Annotated in this window: 14 protein-coding genes; 1 reads left to right on the top strand and 13 read right to left on the bottom strand. The window is 45.7% G+C overall.

Annotated features, from left to right (window positions below; translation table 11 throughout):
- Both HMPREF3002_RS10230 and HMPREF3002_RS10225 read right to left on the bottom strand, forming a co-directional pair.
- Window positions 1-416, bottom strand: a 416-nt coding sequence (locus HMPREF3002_RS10230; protein WP_070666710.1) for a DUF1648 domain-containing protein, incomplete at its 3' end; no start/stop codon positions are given.
- A complete protein-coding gene (locus HMPREF3002_RS10225) occupies window positions 403-684 on the bottom strand; it encodes an autorepressor SdpR family transcription factor (protein ID WP_070666707.1) in 282 nt (93 codons plus the stop codon). The genes HMPREF3002_RS10225 and HMPREF3002_RS10230, both read right to left, overlap by 14 nt.
- Window positions 685-1,675: 991 nt before the next feature.
- Here HMPREF3002_RS10225 and HMPREF3002_RS10220 point away from each other — a divergent pair.
- Window positions 1,676-2,845 (top strand): CynX/NimT family MFS transporter, encoded by a 1,170-nt coding sequence (locus tag HMPREF3002_RS10220; protein ID WP_070666704.1) that lies wholly within the window; start codon window positions 1,676-1,678, stop codon window positions 2,843-2,845.
- A gap of 86 nt (window positions 2,846-2,931) precedes the next feature.
- Here the strand turns inward: HMPREF3002_RS10220 and HMPREF3002_RS10215 are convergent, their stop codons facing one another.
- From HMPREF3002_RS10215 to HMPREF3002_RS10165, 11 genes are all read right to left on the bottom strand, one after another.
- Window positions 2,932-4,068 (bottom strand): LysM peptidoglycan-binding domain-containing protein, encoded by a 1,137-nt coding sequence (locus tag HMPREF3002_RS10215; protein ID WP_070666701.1) that lies wholly within the window; start codon window positions 4,066-4,068, stop codon window positions 2,932-2,934.
- A 563-nt stretch (window positions 4,069-4,631) separates the two neighbouring features.
- A complete protein-coding gene (locus tag HMPREF3002_RS10210; RefSeq protein ID WP_070666698.1) occupies window positions 4,632-5,255 on the bottom strand; it encodes a V-type ATP synthase subunit D in 624 nt (207 codons plus the stop codon).
- A gap of 3 nt (window positions 5,256-5,258) precedes the next feature.
- Window positions 5,259-6,644 (bottom strand): V-type ATP synthase subunit B, encoded by a 1,386-nt coding sequence (locus tag HMPREF3002_RS10205; RefSeq protein WP_003002370.1) that lies wholly within the window; start codon window positions 6,642-6,644, stop codon window positions 5,259-5,261.
- The gene (locus HMPREF3002_RS10200; protein WP_041826169.1) at window positions 6,631-8,421 is read right to left on the bottom strand and encodes a V-type ATP synthase subunit A; all 1,791 of its coding nucleotides are present in this window, start codon (window positions 8,419-8,421) and stop codon (window positions 6,631-6,633) included. The genes HMPREF3002_RS10205 and HMPREF3002_RS10200 overlap by 14 nt, the downstream gene beginning before the upstream one ends.
- A 32-nt stretch (window positions 8,422-8,453) precedes the next feature.
- Window positions 8,454-9,158, bottom strand: coding sequence for a GNAT family N-acetyltransferase (locus tag HMPREF3002_RS10195; protein WP_070666695.1), 705 nt, complete (start codon window positions 9,156-9,158; stop codon window positions 8,454-8,456).
- Window positions 9,155-9,475 carry a V-type ATP synthase subunit F gene (locus HMPREF3002_RS10190; RefSeq protein ID WP_003009443.1) on the bottom strand — a complete coding sequence of 107 codons (321 nt, stop codon included), beginning with the start codon at window positions 9,473-9,475 and terminating at the stop codon, window positions 9,155-9,157. The genes HMPREF3002_RS10195 and HMPREF3002_RS10190 overlap by 4 nt, the downstream gene beginning before the upstream one ends.
- The gene (locus HMPREF3002_RS10185) at window positions 9,456-10,475 is read right to left on the bottom strand and encodes a V-type ATPase subunit (protein ID WP_070666693.1); all 1,020 of its coding nucleotides are present in this window, start codon (window positions 10,473-10,475) and stop codon (window positions 9,456-9,458) included. The genes HMPREF3002_RS10190 and HMPREF3002_RS10185 overlap by 20 nt, the downstream gene beginning before the upstream one ends.
- Before the next feature lie 9 nt (window positions 10,476-10,484).
- Window positions 10,485-11,075: a V-type ATP synthase subunit E family protein gene (locus tag HMPREF3002_RS10180; protein ID WP_013904422.1), complete on the bottom strand. Its 591-nt coding sequence runs from the start codon at window positions 11,073-11,075 to the stop codon at window positions 10,485-10,487.
- A gap of 70 nt (window positions 11,076-11,145) precedes the next feature.
- A complete protein-coding gene (locus HMPREF3002_RS10175; RefSeq protein ID WP_003009435.1) occupies window positions 11,146-11,625 on the bottom strand; it encodes a V-type ATP synthase subunit K in 480 nt (159 codons plus the stop codon).
- A gap of 30 nt (window positions 11,626-11,655) precedes the next feature.
- Window positions 11,656-13,617, bottom strand: a complete 1,962-nt coding sequence (locus HMPREF3002_RS10170) for a V-type ATP synthase subunit I (RefSeq protein ID WP_070666690.1) — start codon at window positions 13,615-13,617, stop codon at window positions 11,656-11,658.
- Window positions 13,607-13,930 carry a hypothetical protein gene (locus HMPREF3002_RS10165; protein WP_003009429.1) on the bottom strand — a complete coding sequence of 108 codons (324 nt, stop codon included), beginning with the start codon at window positions 13,928-13,930 and terminating at the stop codon, window positions 13,607-13,609. Before HMPREF3002_RS10165 ends, HMPREF3002_RS10170 begins: the two co-directional genes overlap by 11 nt.
- Between the last annotated feature and the right edge of the window lie 141 nt (window positions 13,931-14,071).

The following is a 14,071-nucleotide window of genomic DNA, read 5'->3' as shown; positions in this document are numbered from 1 at the left end:
TTCACTTTCAACTTAGGCATGTAATTGCCCATGATCACAAAGATAAGACCCAGCAACACCGAAACAAAAACAGATGGATTGGTAGTAGATCCAAGCGCCTTGCTATAGATGAGATAGGAGATACTTAAGGAAACGATTGGGGTCAACCAGTAAATCGCTCTGATCATTTTTTCATTCATAGCGCTATTCTTAGAATCGCGACCGATCATAAAGATCATAAACAGATGCACCATGAGATCGAAAATAGGAAGACCAAACACAACCAGGGGTTTCGATTGGAAGTTATTGGGCTGGCCAGCAAAATTGAAGTGAATCGGGATTTGGTTAGGTAATTGCGACCAAATCATCAGCCCCCAAAGCATGGGGAAAAGGATCACCATAGAAGTTAATAGCAATAGTTTTTTATTCGTTTTCATCAGTAGAGTCTCCTTTCAAATCAACGAGCCAGACCATTAAATCCTCCAAGACAGAAGTATTGAGTTCATAGTAGATAAAATTCTTCTCTTTTTCCTCTCGAATTAAATCTGCCTGCTTGAGGAGGTTTAAATGATGGGAACTGGTCGCTCCTGCTACATCAAAGTGGCCAGCGATATCACCAGCAGATAACTTCCCCGCCTTTAGCAGTTCTAAGATACTTCTTCTTATCGGATTCGATAAAGCTTTAAATGTTTGCGCAAAATTCATTCTCTATCTCCTCTAATCTATTTAGATATCTTTCTAAATAGATTCTAGTACTTTCGGATGGGTTTGTCAACTCTATTTAGAAAAAAATCTAAATAGCTTCTGTTGTAAAAAATTATCAGACCTAAGACCGATTCTTATAAGCAGCGTCTTTTCTTAAGTTTTCTTTAAGAAATGAGCCTTATAATAAAACCATCAAATGAAGACCTCCTAACTTTGTTTGATAGAAAATCCTAAACTTTTTCATAATAATCTCCCTATAAGAGCCACCAAAACCGGTGGCTTTTTTCTACGTACCTTTACGAGCATCAGCGAGTTCAGGTACGTTGACGCAGTTTGAGCGAAGCGAAAACTACGTTCCTTATTACCTTAGCGAACATTAGTGAGCTTAGGTACATTGATACAGTTTAAGCAGAGCGGAAACTACATCCTTTAAAAAGAAAAAGTTATTATAAATAAAAACACAGCTTATTTGTGATGCTAGCTAATACATTTTATCAGCCTTAAGACCGATTCTCATACACAGCGCCTTTTCTTAAGTTTTCTTTAAGCAAACCGCCTTATAATAAAACCATCAAATAAAGACCTCCTAACTTTGTTTGATAGAAAATCCTAAACTTTTTCATAATAATCTCCCTATAAGAGCCACCAAAACCGGTGGCTTTTTCTATGTACCTTTACGAGCATCAGCGAGTTTAGGTACGTTGATGCAGTTCGAACAACAGTGAGAACTACGATCCTTATAATACTTAATAAGGTGAACTCAGAGAGTTCAACCGAATTTAGAGATATTGATGCAGTTCGAACGACAGTGAGAACTACGATCCTTATTTTTTAGTGAGTCAAGTACAATAGAGACGTGGACGAACTTAGGTACATTGACGCAGTTTGAGCGGAGAAAAAACTACGATCCTAACCCTTCATTTGTACAGATACTCCAATTTCTCTTCAATCTATGTTATAATGAAGAGAATTTTTTGTCTGAGGAGGATTTATGAAAAAAACACATTCTATATTATTCGTCCCGGGCATCATTATGCTTGGGATTGTTTTACGAACACCATTTACTACGCTTCCGACGGTCTTGTCTGACATCGCAGCTGGTTTGGGGGTTGATGTGAGCTCTCTGGGATTATTGACTAGCTTGCCCCTTCTTACCTTTGCCATTTTCTCACCTTTTGCGATTCAGTTTGCTCAAAAATTAGGGATTGAGCGCCTCTTCTTTCTTGTTTTGATCGCAATGACGATCGGATCTGCCATTCGGATTATCGATCTTCCCTTTCTCTATCTGGGAACCATCTTAATTGGAGCAAGTATTGCCTTTCTCAATGTTCTGCTTCCAAGTCTGATCCAGGCCAATCGGCCTAAGCAACTCGGTGTGCTAACAACTCTCTACATCACCTCTATGGGGATGTCCACAGCGATCGCCTCTTCTGTAGCGGTTCCTATTACCAAAGCCACTTCTTGGCAAGGTCTAGTGACTCTTTTGACTGCCTTGTGCGCTCTTGCTTTGGTCATCTGGATTCCTAACCTTCGCTACAACCACCATCTCAAAAAGGCTGCTACTACTGAAGCTAGTAACAAATGGTATACCAATAAATATGTCTGGGCTATCATGATTTTTGGAGGCTTGCAGTCATTACTTTTCTACACAAGTATGACTTGGCTTCCGACCATGGCTGTTCAAGCTGGCCTTTCAAAGGTTGAATCTGGACTACTTGCCTCAGTGTTCACCTTGATCAGTCTCCCATTCTCCTTGACGATCCCAAGTTTAACGACACGGTTATCCGATCGCAATCGACACTTGATGCTTGCTATTGTTGTTGGAGCAGGGATTCTGGGAGTAGCCATACTCTTAATCCCAACCAGCAACTTCTTTTACTGGCTCGTCATCAATGCCCTGATAGGAAGTTCCGTTAGTTCGCTCTTTCCTTACCTCATGGTCGCTTTCTCCATGAAATCCAGCACACCTGAAAAAACGGCCCAACTTTCTGGTCTTGCCCAAACAGGAGGCTACGTCTTTGCAGCCTTTGGTCCTATTCTCTTTGGATACAGCAAATCTCTCTTCCACTCTTGGGCACCTGCAATTCTCATGCTACTGGTCTTAACCATTATCATGGCCTTTGCTCTTTATCAGGTGGAAAAAGTCGATCATATTTTATAACCATCGTCCGGCTGGAAGATTCGTCTTCCGGCTTTTTTGTGTGCACAAAAAAAGAACTAGGCTCTAGGCCTAGTTCAATAGTTTTATTATCCGTTAAATGAGATATGTACGTGGTCGTTGTGGTTTGCTGTATCTCCACCACGGTCTGGCATTTGGTTCCATGTATTAGCTGGTCCGTAAATGTTATTTACTGGCATGTAGAATTGTTGTTTCCAAATAATATATGAGATACCTGCACGGTCCATGTTATCAATCGCATACTGTGCAACTTGATCTCCAAGCTCTGAATTTGTTGGAACCATCACGTCTACTGCAAGCCCTTTACCATGGTCTTCTGGATCCCCTTCACGATATCCTCCGATATTGGTGATACCGAATTTCGCTGCAATTTCTTGACGGAAAGCTTCCGCTTGCGGTTGAAGATTTGGATCAGTTGGAATAGCATTTGCAGATGTTGGAGTTGATGCTACTGGTTGTACTTCAGGGGCAGCTGCAGTTTCTACTGCTGCAGGTTGTGCTACCGGAGCTTCCTCTGCTGGTGCTGGTGTTTCAGCAGGAGCTGCTTCTGCGGCTGGAGCAGATTGAGGGGCAGCAGCTGGGGCTGCTTCTTGATTTTGAATTTCAACATTGACAGCTGGAGCACCGTAGCTTGGTGTTTCTGGAACAGCTGGTTGAGCTGGTGTTTCTGCTGCTGGAACTTCAACAACTGGAGCTTCCGCTGGTTGGGCTGGAGATTCTTCTGTTGAAGGTGCAACTGGAACAGCTTTGTTATCTTCGTTTACTGGTTTAGACAAATCGTTGACAGCGACTGTTTGGTCATCAACTGTCACTTGGTTAGTTGTCAAGTCAGCACTTGCAACAGTTGCATCTGTTGCACCTGCTTGAGGAGTTTGGATTTCAACTGAAGTTACTTCTTTTTGATCATTTACTGTTGTTTTCAAAACAGTACCTGGGTAGATCAAGTCCATGTTGCTGATGTTGTTCAAGTTTGCCAACACATGAACATCGATTCCAAGCGCTTCTGCGATCGAACTCAATGTATCACCATATTTGATGGTATACGTTTGTTGGTTGTCACCACTTTGTTGGATATCATGTTTGATTTCATCTACTGAGCGAGCTACCCAATCTTCAAGTGTTTCTGCAGTGGCTTTTGTAAATGGAATCACTGCAAGAGCTACTGTTGAAGCGATCAAGGCTTTCGTATTAACTTTTAATTTCATCTTTTATCCTCTTTTTTTCTTTGTTTTTTGCTCAAGATTTTCTTGAACAAATGAACTACTATACTATCTTATCACAATTTAAAAATAATAAAAGGCCTTTTTGGCTATTTAACAAAACTGTATTTTTCTTGTAACATTTCGTCTTTCTTGTCACATTGTTACAAACTAGTAACATAAAAAGATGGTGCAAAAGAACCTCATCTAGGAACGTTTCCTCGATGAGGTTCTTGTATTTTTTAAGTAATTGAACACGCCCTAAATGCTGGGTGAAAAACGCAAACTGTAATAGTACTAACTTCAAAGGCACAGTAGCTGATTGGATTTTTCTCTCGCTTTAAGAGCTCGGAAAAATCCTAATCAGCCTTGTGGGGGCAGGACAACGAAGCATTCTATACAACAGTGCTTCTGTCCTGCTCCCTATTTTCCTTTGAGTTGCTTAACGGCTTTGTATCTTGTGAATTGAACACGCCCTAAATGCTGGGTGAAAAAGATAAATTCTCTTGTGAGCATCGCTCACTGCAAGAATTTCCTATTTTCACTTTGCATTTTACGGGCTTTGTATCTTACTTCACCTTCATGATTCTGACGAGATTGGCGCGTTCGGCTTCTTCGAGTTTCATTTCGATATAATAGATGGTCTCTTTGAGGTCTGGGATGGTCGCATACTCCAGTCCATTTACTCGACGGCGGGTTTTCTCAATTTCGTCTGCCATGAGTTGACAACTTTTTTCGATTTCCGCTAACTTGAGCAAATCTGGGAGAAGATCTCCCATTTCTTGAATGGTGCTGTCCATTTGACTGTTAGAGGCGAGATAGCTATAAACCACGTCCCCTTCATCATCTCCGTATGGATTATCGATACGAGCATGGAGCTTGGGCACGCGCACACTCATGACATTTTCTTCCTCAATATGCAGCATCACTTCTCGCGTGGGAACAGCAAAGATTTCTTCCACCATGAGGTCGCTCTCTAGGGACTTAGCCATCACGAAATCTTGCATATTGTCCACAAGCGCCGCCTCTACCTTTTGGCGCAGGCGATTATTCTCACGTACAGCTTCAATAAAGCGGCGCATGAGTTCATCCCGCTTGTCCTTGAGCAACTTGTGTCCTCGGGTTGCTGTCTTGAGGCGCTCTTTGAGAATATTAAGCTCCATCCGAGTTGGTTTTACATTTAATCGTGCCATAGGCTAGTCCTCTTTGTTTGGCAGATACTTGTCAATCATCTCATCCTTGATCCGTTTAAGCTCTGTTCGTGGAAGGATGGATAAGAGTTCCCAACCGAGATCCAAACTTTCCTCAATCGTCCGATTGGTAGTGAAACCTTGATTGATGTATTCTTGCTCAAAGCGATCGGTAAATTTGACATAGAGCTTGTCGGTATCGGACAAGGCAGACTCCCCCAGTACTACAGCCAGTTCTTTGGCTTGTTTTCCTTGGGCGTAGGCCGCAAAGAGCTGGTTCATGGTCGCCGCATGGTCTTCCCGAGTTTTGCCTTCACCAGAACCCTTGTCCTTCAAACGAGAAAGGGATGGAAGAACATTAATCGGTGGGCGGTAACCACTATTGTAGAGATCGCGGGACAGAATAATCTGACCTTCGGTGATGTAGCCTGTCAAGTCAGGGATGGGGTGGGTGATGTCATCCTCCGGCATGGAGAGGATTGGAATTTGGGTCACAGATCCTTTCTTTCCAACCAAGCGTCCTGCACGTTCGTAGAGGGTTGAGAGGTTGGTATAAAGGTAACCTGGATAGCCCCGACGTCCTGGAACCTCCCGGCGGGCAGCGGAGACTTCCCGAAGGGCCTCACAGTAGTTGGTCATGTCGGTCATAATGACCAAGACATGCATGTCTTTTTCATAGGCCAAATATTCTGCCGCGGTCAAGGCAATCCGAGGAGTCGCAATCCGCTCGATAGCTGGGTCGTTGGCTAGGTTGATAAAGAGGACAGAGCGGTCAATAGCTCCTGTTTCCCGAAGGTCGTTCATAAAGAACTCGGCTTCTTCAAAGGTAATCCCCATAGCCGCAAAGACCACGGCGAAGTTCTCTTCAGAATTAAGAACCGTCGCTTGACGGGCAATCTGAGCCGCCAACTCCTTGTGAGGGAGACCAGAACCTGAGAAGACTGGGAGTTTTTGACCCCGAACCAAGGTATTCAAATGGTCAATGGCTGAGATCCCTGTTTGGATAAATTCATCCGGATAGTCCCGCGAAACAGGATTGATGGCTTGTCCATCAATGTCCAAGTACTTCTCTGGGATAATCTCTGGACCACCGTCGATGGGTTTGCCCATCCCGTTAAAGATGCGGCCCACCATGTCTTCAGACACAGGGAGTTCTAGGGGACGTCCGGTAAAGCGAACCTTGGCTTTTTCCAAGTTGATCCCGCTAGACCCTTCAAAGAGCTGGACCATGGCCTTGTCTTCTTGGACTTCGAGAACTTGTCCCTGACGGGTTGTTCCGTCATGGAGCTTGATTTCTACGAGTTCATTGTAGTGAACCCCCTCGACCTGATCGACAATCATCAAGGGGCCAACAACTTCGCTGACAGTACGGTATTCTTTAATCACGCTCATTGTCTACTCCTCCTTTTGCGACGATTTGGTGTAGGGTTTCTACGATTTCTTCTTTCAAGGCTTGAATGGTTGCCAACTGATCCTCATGGATGAACTTGCTCCGGGCAATGCGGTCTCGAAGAGCTACGGTTCCTTCCATAATTTCTGTGAAGTAAGCCCCTAATTCTAGTGCTTTTTGACTTTCTTGGTCAAAGGTCAAAATGTTGGTCAACAAGGCCACCTGCTTGCTGAAAGAAGTATAGGTGTCCACCTCATCAAAGGCATTTTGTTGCAGGTAGTCTTCTCGGATCATCTTGGCCGCATTCATGGTCAAGCGGTCCTTTTCAGACAAGGAATCCAGACCAACCAGGCGAACGATTTCTTGCAATTCACTTTCTTTTTGCAACAGGTTCATAGCACGGGTCACTTTTTCAGACCAGCTGATTTGTTCATGTAAATCGATATAGCGACCAACTTCATCCTGGTAAAGGGAATAAGAACTCAACCAGTTGATAGCTGGGAAGTGGCGACGTTGGGCCAATTGAGCATCTAAGCCCCAGAAAACCTTAACAATTCGCAAGGTATTTTGCGTTACCGGCTCTGAAATATCTCCACCTGGAGGGGAAACGGCACCGATCGCCGTAATCGAACCTTCGCGCGCAGTAGTTCCAAGCGTCTTAACCCGGCCTGCACGCTCGTAGTATTCGGCGATCCGGCTACCAAGGTAGGCTGGGTAGCCTTCATCCCCTGGCATTTCTTCTAGACGACCAGACATTTCACGGAGAGCTTCTGCCCAGCGAGAAGTCGAATCGGCCATGATGGCAACGGAATAGCCCATATCACGGAAGTATTCCGCAATGGTGATCCCTGTGTAGATAGAAGCTTCCCGCGCTGCTACTGGCATGTTCGAAGTATTGGCGATCAGAACGGTCCGTTGCATGATGGATTGGCCAGTTGTTGGATCGATCAATTCTGGAAATTCATTCAGAACGTCCGTCATTTCATTTCCACGTTCCCCACAACCAACATAAATCACGATATCTACATTGGCAAACTTGGCCACCTGGTGTTGCACGACGGTTTTTCCAGCTCCGAAAGGACCAGGAACAGCTGCAGCTCCACCTTTTGTTACAGGGAAGAAGGTATCAATAACCCGTTGACCTGTGACCAAAGGCTCTACTGGAATCAGTTTTTGTGCAAAGGGACGGCCTCGACGAACCGGCCATTTTTGCATCAAAGTACCAGTAAAGAGGCTGCCATCTGCCTGCTCGATCTCATAGACCGGCTCTTCCACTGTGTAAGAACCTGCTGCGATCTTGGTCACACGTCCACTGACACCAAAGGGTACCATGATGCGGTGTTCCACCATATTGGTCTCTTGAACGGTACCGACGATGTCTCCAGCGACCACTTCTGTCCCTTCAGTCACACTTGGTTCGAAGGCCCATTTGGTGTCCCGATCTAGATTTGGAACTTGCACCCCACGAACCAAAAAGTCACTGGCAGTCACTTCTTGGAAGCGTTCCAAGGGGCGTTGGATCCCGTCAAACATCTGAGAGATCAAGCCTGGTCCCAATTCAACAGAAAGGGGAGCTCCGGTTGTGACCACTGGTTCTCCTGGACCGACTCCAGATGTTTCCTCATATACTTGGATAGAGGCTTCATCCCGCCGCATCTCAATAATTTCGCCAATCAAACCAAGATCGCCGACCCGGCAAATGTCTTGAATATTGGCCTCCTGCATCCCTGATGCGACCACCAAGGGACCGGAAACTTTGATAATTTTTCCTTGAGTCATGTATTCCTCCTGGGAATCCTTGTTTCTTTGTTTTACTTTTGTGCCATCTCTCTTAGAGATTGCTTTTGTTGGCCATTGGCATCGAAATTACTTGGATCCAACCAAGCTTCTAGCCGCTGTTTGATAGCTGGCCATTCTTGGTCAATGATGGACAACCAGTCTGTATCACGGGTCCGACCTTTATAAACAACAGCCTGACGGAAACAGCCTTCATAGGTGAACCCTAAGCGCTCAGCTGCTTTGCGAGATGCTTGGTTTAAAGCATCGCATTTCCACTCATAGCGGCGGTAGCCTAAATCTTCAAACACGTAGCGCGCTAACAGATACTGGGCTTCCGTAGCCATGCGTGTCTTTTGGAGCGCTGGTGAGTAGGTCACTGCTCCAACTTCGATCACCCGATTGGCTTGATCGATCCGCATGAGAGAGAAAGTCCCCAAAGCCTTGCCTGAATCTTTGTCTACAATCGCATAGTAAAAGCGACCTTGGGCTGTCATGAGATCATCCAATAAGCGGTCCCACTCCTTTTCATTGTGGGCAGGACCTTTGAACAGAAAGGTCCACATCGCTGCTGGAGAGTCCGGCCCGTAGACCTGATAAAGATCTGCTCCATGTTTTTCTTTTGAGAGGCGCTCGATCACGGTATAGCGACCTTCAATCCGCTCAATAGCTGGCAGACGACCCGGTGTAAAATCCGGCAGTGCATCGCCAATCGCTTGGCCAAATTCATTTGTTCTCATAAAATATCCTGTCCTACTGCTTTTTCGACATTATCACGAATCCGCTGTTGGCCCAGTCCCGTAGTCCCTCTATGGGTCGGGATAAGGATCAGAGCCGGAGTCAGCTGCTGGTCGTAAAAAGCCACTGTATCTGGAATAGCCTGAGCAATATCCTCTGTCAGGTAGATAATCCCGAAGTTTTCCCGACTGAGTTTTCGCAAGGTATTGATCGCTTCTTGTGGCTCTGTGACCGGATAGGTTTGAAAGCCAATCAGGCGAAAAGGAAGGATGGCATCCCGATTGCCCACAACGGCGATCTTATAGGTCTGTTTGTCCATAAATCGGTCTCATCCTTTCTTTAATTTCTGCTAGCGGAAAACCATTGTCCAAACCAGAGAGGACCAAACGAAGGTTGGTCACCTCTAACTCTTTTCCGTAAAGATAACGAACAAGAGGGAGTGGTCCATCGACTTCAAAACGGCCAGCGTCTAGAAGACTGAATTTCACCAAACTCTCTAAATACTCCAACTCTACGGTCTTTAGTTGACCGGTGCGCATCTTTTCTTCATAAGTCTCTAAGGCGAGATCGTAGTCCAGCGGATTAACTTGATAAAACCAGGTCAACCACTGACCGGATTCTAGCAGGTCGATCACCTGATGGGCACTGAGGCTACCTTCATCTGAAAGTAATTGGTGCATAAAGCTATGCGGTTTTTGCTGATCCAAGGCCCGCTTGACCGTAATCGCATTGTAAAAGTCAATGGTCACGTCCACCAAATGCTTCAGAATCGGATGATCTAGGCTGTCCCCTAAGTATCTCAGGTGTTTAAAATAAGCTAAGTCCATCCCGATTTCGAGGACCCGCAAGTCCTGATAGTCTTGGAATTCTTGCCAGGTTGCAGCCACTTCTTCCGCCATAAAGGCCGGACAATGCTCCGCAGAAAAGGTCGCCACCAAATGCTCGAGCACATCGAGAGAATAAGGACCGATAGGGATCAATAAGTGCCCCAACTTGCGCTCTGTCGCCTTGTGTTTCAGACAAACCTTGAGATTATGATAGGTGTATTTCAAGGTAAACAGGCTAACCAAGTCTGGCTGAGGGCTTACCTCAAAAGCCCATTGGTATTCTGCCAACAAGGCTGCCATCAGGCGGGCTTCAAGGGCTGATAAATCCTTGATCTCGTGGCTGTCTAAAGCATAAGGTGTTCCTTGTAGCAAGCCTTCTCGGCTCTCGCTTGAGGGACTTGCAAGCAACTGCTCGAATTGACTGGGACTGACAAAACTAGCCTCACGTACGCTGATTCCTGTATTGACTTGAGAATAGGTCCGTTCGCTCATTGCAACCTCCTAGTTCTCTTCATCTGTGAAAATGCTGGCTGCCATCTGGTAGCTTTCTTGCTCCCAAATGGAATCCACCAAATCACGGTAGAGATAGTTGTCATCAATCTTCCCAACCGACAAGACAAAGCCTGCTTGAGCTGGGATTGTTGCATCTGCAACTGTCACATTCTGATGCGTCTGCTTCAATCTCTCGAGAGCTGCTGAATCAAATTTAGCAGCGCTCACTGCCCCAAAGGTCAGGGTCACAACTTGTCCCTGATAGCGCTCTAAGACCGCATCTACAAACTGCATTTCCTTTTCAAGGGGCCAAGCCACCATCGCTTCATAAGCATCTGCAAAGAGATCCTTTAAGACTCGTTGCTTGGTGACAAGGGTTGATTGGCGTTTTTTATTTTCGATTTGTTGGGTTTCACGTTGCAATTGACGTTGAATCCGCTTGAGCTGCTCGGAGCGTTGATTGAGTTTATCTTGGATCAACCGCTCTTCTTGTGCAGTCTCTTCTTTTAGGATGGTTTCCTTGGCCTCTTCTAAGAGTTTACGCCCTTTTTCGTGGGCTTGGGCCAAGATCGAATCCTTTAATTGGGTTTGTTCATCCATATCGTTTTTTCTCCTATTGCATGCGTCTTGTGTTTTTCGCCTCGTAAGGCGAATCCATCAAAGCTAGCTCTTAGCCGACGCGTAGGGTCAATAGGAAGGACACAACGAAGGCCAAGATGGCGTAGGTTTCAACCATGGCCGCAAGGATAACCCCTTTCATCATGTCTTCAGGGCGTTTGGCCAAAATTTGCATACCTGCTGTCGCAACATTTCCTTGGTGTTTTGCTGAGAAATAACCAACGATCGCAACTGGAAGAGCTGTAAAGAAATAAGCAACCCCTGTTTCAAGTGGCATATCTGGCTTAATTTGCAACCAGATCAAGATCCCGATAACGAAACCGTACAAACCTTGTGTACCTGGCAACAATTGCAAAATCAAGGCTTGGGCAAATTTTTCAGGTTGTTCTTTCAAGAGCGCTGCTGCTGCTTGACCCGTTTTACCAACCCCAAGGGCAGATCCCATTCCACTAAGTGCAACGGCGATCGCCACACCAAATGCTGCAAAGAAGGCGCCCCCATGGGCTGAAAAATATGATGCTAAAGATTCCATGAATATACTCCTATTTATTAAAGATAATACTTATTTTTTTGTTTTAATATAGCGTTCAGAAGGTTTGAGAGGACGAAATGGCTTGCCTCCTCCTTCGTAGAACTTACCGAAGAACTCCACAAAGATCAAACGGGCTCCATGCACATATCCTGACAAGAAGGACAGGAACATATTAATGGCATGTAGGACGATAAAGAGCACAAGCCCTACCGTAAACCGTCCAAGCGGTGGGAAGAGATTGACAATGAGGTTGAAGGCCGAACCGATACTAGCTCCAGACAAGCCCAAGGCCATCAAACGGGTGAAGCTGACCAAGTCTCCGACATAGCCACTAACATTGTAGAGGTTAAAGAGACCAGACGCTAAACCGGATAGCTTCTTGGCACTGACAATGGAAACAATCAAGATCCCAATGGCATTCAAAATAGCCAGCCACTTGCCGATCGGAACTAGCAGGCTCATCCCTGGCAAGATATTGCCTACTGCTAGAAGCATTAAACCAAGTAGGATCAAGACCCAAGCAAAGCCAGCATTATAGGCTTCGGTGTAGTCTTTGAGGCGAACATTTTTCATTCCTCCTAGGAAGAGGCCCACTAAGACGGTGATAAAACCAAAGACCACTGAGAGGATCAGGATGGTCATGGCGTTGCTGGTCGTACTGATCAGGGCAAAAGGCATCTCAAATCCAAAGAAAGAGCCATAGACCACACCCCAAAGGGCAACTGAAATTCCAAGGAGGCTGAAGAAACGAAGGTTCTTGGCTGTACTAGGCTTGAGCTTAAAGGCTTTAAGGGCAAAGCCTGTCGCTACCGTTAGCAACAGTCCATAACCGATATCTGCGACCATCATGCCAAAGAAAACAAAGTAGAAGAGAGAAACGATCGGTGTCGGATCTTTCTCGTAATACTTAGGCAGGGCGTACATCTCTGTGACTAATTCAAAAGGTTCTACCAAGGCATTATTTCGCAACTGGATCGGAACGTCATCCCAATCTTTTTCCGTCACATCGCGTGTCTCTAGTAAGACTCGAGAACCAAAACCTTCTTGCAAGAAGTCTCGCAATGAGGCCACTTGGGAGGTTTCAATCCAACCCTCTAGGGCTACCAAGCTTTGCGTACTAGCAAGAAGCGACTTAGCTTCCTCACGAGCTCCCAAACTCAGCAAGTAATCCATCTGGTACTTGAGCTGGTCCAGTTCCTTCTGGGAGTTTTGTAACTCGGCTAGGGTTGCTGCAACGACAGCTTCTTGCTCTTTGATTTCCCCTTCTAGGCGATCCAAGTAGGCGGCCGGGACCTGCTCTTCTTCATAGTCCAATTCTTTGAACCCATGGTCTTCTAAAAGCTCCTGAACAGCTACACGATCTCCCGAACGATACAAGATGACATAGCCGTGTTCGGTTTCAGACGTAAAGACTTCTTCTAACTCCAGCTCAGGATGAGCTTTTAAGGAAGAGCGAACAGCGTCTGTATCGCTATTTGGGATCGTCCCGATCAAGCCATGCACATAGTGAAAAGTAGCGAGAGCAGCTGGCGTCACTTCTAACGGTCGCCATTTTTCTAAGCGCTCTATCTCTCCCTTTGCATCCGCAATCTTCTGACGAGCCTTGTCTAACACGCGCAATTGGCGTTTCAACTTGGTCAATAGAAGATCCTCATCTCGAATCATCCCGTGGGCCTGCAAGTCATCAAAAGACAAGCTTAAGGGTTCTTCCTTCAGAGCTTGCAGGGCCTTTTTCTCAGGCATATAAGGCTCCAGAGTCTGAATCATTTTTTCAACTTGTTCTTGACGTTTTTGCAGCTCTACCAAAGCTTGACGATTGTCCTCTGTCAAGGGTTGAGACAAGGTATTTGCCTCAAAGGCAGCCTGCCATTCTTCATGCTCACTGAGGTCATAAATCTGGATTTTTGCCTCAGACTGTAGCGCTAGTAGGAGACTGTCCAAGTCATCTTTGGGTAAGATGAGGGACAGTTTTTGCATCTGACTAACGGCCATAGCTTGCTACCACCTTTTCTACAATGGCTTCAACTAACCCAGCTCGCTTATCGGTCATCGCCTGTTGTACCTTGGCATCATTGCGCGCAACCGTTTCTTCCAGATCTTTCGTTAAACGGACGAGTCTTTCCTGGGCGTTTTTTTCTGCCTCTGTGACCAATTGCTTGGTTTCCTCATCGTAATGCTGTGCCACTGTTGCAAGGCGATCGCGCGAATCCGTTCGGATTTGTTCAACTTGAGCTTCATAGCCTACGATCACGCCCTGAGCAGCTTGCTCGATCTCTTGCATCATCTCGAGTGTTGCATTCGACATCGTCACACCTCCTTATTCAACCATTGTTCTTCCAACAACAGTACAATTATCTTAAATTATACCACAATTCATATCGTTTGTTCAGGCCCAACCGGAAATTTTCAGAAAATTGTGGATAACCAACAAGCCACTACTGCCAGG

The organism is Streptococcus sp. HMSC065E03 (assembly GCF_001815045.1).
GTDB lineage: Bacteria > Bacillota > Bacilli > Lactobacillales > Streptococcaceae > Streptococcus > Streptococcus parasanguinis_AD.
Note: the sequence above shows the minus strand (reverse complement) of the source record. Positions and strands in the feature narration are given on the sequence as shown.

What these genes read in the sequence shown, in the direction of transcription:
- HMPREF3002_RS10225 (WP_070666707.1), bottom strand. Translation starts at nt 684, where the DNA reads ATGAATTTTGCGCAAACATTTAAAGCTTTATCGAATCCGATAAGAAGA.
- HMPREF3002_RS10185 (WP_070666693.1), bottom strand. Translation starts at nt 10,475, where the DNA reads ATGAGCGAACGGACCTATTCTCAAGTCAATACAGGAATCAGCGTACGT.
- HMPREF3002_RS10200 (WP_041826169.1), bottom strand. Translation starts at nt 8,421, where the DNA reads ATGACTCAAGGAAAAATTATCAAAGTTTCCGGTCCCTTGGTGGTCGCA.
- HMPREF3002_RS10190 (WP_003009443.1), bottom strand. Translation starts at nt 9,475, where the DNA reads ATGGACAAACAGACCTATAAGATCGCCGTTGTGGGCAATCGGGATGCC.
- HMPREF3002_RS10205 (WP_003002370.1), bottom strand. Translation starts at nt 6,644, where the DNA reads ATGAGCGTGATTAAAGAATACCGTACTGTCAGCGAAGTTGTTGGCCCC.
- HMPREF3002_RS10165 (WP_003009429.1), bottom strand. Translation starts at nt 13,930, where the DNA reads ATGTCGAATGCAACACTCGAGATGATGCAAGAGATCGAGCAAGCTGCT.
- HMPREF3002_RS10170 (WP_070666690.1), bottom strand. Translation starts at nt 13,617, where the DNA reads ATGGCCGTTAGTCAGATGCAAAAACTGTCCCTCATCTTACCCAAAGAT.
- HMPREF3002_RS10220 (WP_070666704.1), top strand. Translation starts at nt 1,676, where the DNA reads ATGAAAAAAACACATTCTATATTATTCGTCCCGGGCATCATTATGCTT.
- HMPREF3002_RS10180 (WP_013904422.1), bottom strand. Translation starts at nt 11,075, where the DNA reads ATGGATGAACAAACCCAATTAAAGGATTCGATCTTGGCCCAAGCCCAC.
- HMPREF3002_RS10195 (WP_070666695.1), bottom strand. Translation starts at nt 9,158, where the DNA reads ATGAGAACAAATGAATTTGGCCAAGCGATTGGCGATGCACTGCCGGAT.
- HMPREF3002_RS10215 (WP_070666701.1), bottom strand. Translation starts at nt 4,068, where the DNA reads ATGAAATTAAAAGTTAATACGAAAGCCTTGATCGCTTCAACAGTAGCT.
- HMPREF3002_RS10175 (WP_003009435.1), bottom strand. Translation starts at nt 11,625, where the DNA reads ATGGAATCTTTAGCATCATATTTTTCAGCCCATGGGGGCGCCTTCTTT.
- HMPREF3002_RS10210 (WP_070666698.1), bottom strand. Translation starts at nt 5,255, where the DNA reads ATGGCACGATTAAATGTAAAACCAACTCGGATGGAGCTTAATATTCTC.